The organism is Alistipes sp. AM16-43 (assembly GCF_003435745.1).
GTDB lineage: Bacteria > Bacteroidota > Bacteroidia > Bacteroidales > Rikenellaceae > Alistipes > Alistipes onderdonkii.
The window spans coordinates 1-1177 of sequence record NZ_QTUQ01000023.1; the positions used below are offsets into that span (position 1 = coordinate 1).

Annotated in this window: 2 protein-coding genes; both read left to right on the forward strand. The window is 61.8% G+C overall.

The window, feature by feature from the left end; translation table 11 throughout:
• On the forward strand, positions 1–336 hold a 336-nt coding region (locus tag DW189_RS14175; RefSeq protein ID WP_409012331.1), incomplete at its 5' end, for a DUF4133 domain-containing protein.
• Between the two features lie 4 nt (positions 337–340).
• Positions 341–1177 (forward strand): TraG family conjugative transposon ATPase (locus DW189_RS14180; protein WP_117508605.1); only part of this gene is annotated, 837 nt, incomplete at its 3' end.

The window sequence follows — 1177 nt, forward strand, 5'->3', positions numbered from 1 at the left end:
TTCTTGGAAACCTACCGTAGAAATACGGCAAGGCACCGGGTTCTTAGCCTACGGCTCACAGCGCAGTACCTCGTGCTGTTCGTCGCAGGGCTTCTGGGCGTCTTCGTCTGCTTCGCCGGAATGTACATGAGCGGCGTCCCGCAGGGCTTCTGCATCCTCTTCGCCCTCGCAGCCGGCCTTGCCGTCACGGGCGGCACCTTCTACCTGAGCCGCCGTTTCGGCCCCTACGGACTTCAAAAGCTCATGGCCTCGCGCCGGCATCCGCGGCGCATCATCCATCGTCGGGCCATCCGGCGGCTGCTACGCATTCGTATCCCTCGAACCGTAAAACCGTAATCCTATGCGCGGAACCTTGAAAACCTCGACCTTGGAATCGAAATTCCCACTTCTGCGCGTCGAGAACAACTGCATCATCTCCAAGTTCGCCGACATCACCGCGGCTTACCGCGTCTCGCTGCCCGAACTCTTCACCCTCACGGGCGAGGAGTACGAAGCACTGCACGGTGCATGGCTCAAAGCCCTGAAGGTGCTGCCGGACTACACCGTCGTCCACAAGCAGGATTTCTTTATCGAGGAGCGATACGAGACTCCGAACGACGGTTCCGAGAGGAGCTTTCTCGCGCGTTCCTACGAGCGTCATTTCAACGAGCGGCCTTACCTGCGCCACACGTGCTACCTGTTCGTTACGAAGACCACACCTGAGCGGATGCGTCAGACGAGCGCTTCGTCCGTCTTGTGCCGGGGCTTCATCGTCCCGCGGGAGATGCGCGACACGGATGCCGTGACGCGCTTTCTGGAAGCCGCGGAGCAGATGGAGCGCATTCTGAACGATTCGGGCCTCGTACGTGTCGAGCGGCTTACGGAAGCCGAGATCGTCGGCACGGCGGACGATGCGGGGCTGCTGGCACGTTACTTCGCCCTCTCGGACGAGCGGCGTCCGGTCGTCAACGAGGATATCCGTCTCGACCCGGGGACGATGCGCATCGGGGACAAGTACCTCTCGATGCACACGCTCTCCGATCTGGACGTGCTGCCGCAGAGCGTGGCGACGGATTTCCGCTACGAGCGCCTCTCGACCGACCGCTCGGACTGCCGGCTTTCGTTCGCGGCGCCCGTGGGACTGCTGCTCTCCTGCAACCATGTCTACAATCAGGTGATCTTCCTCGACGACCACGAC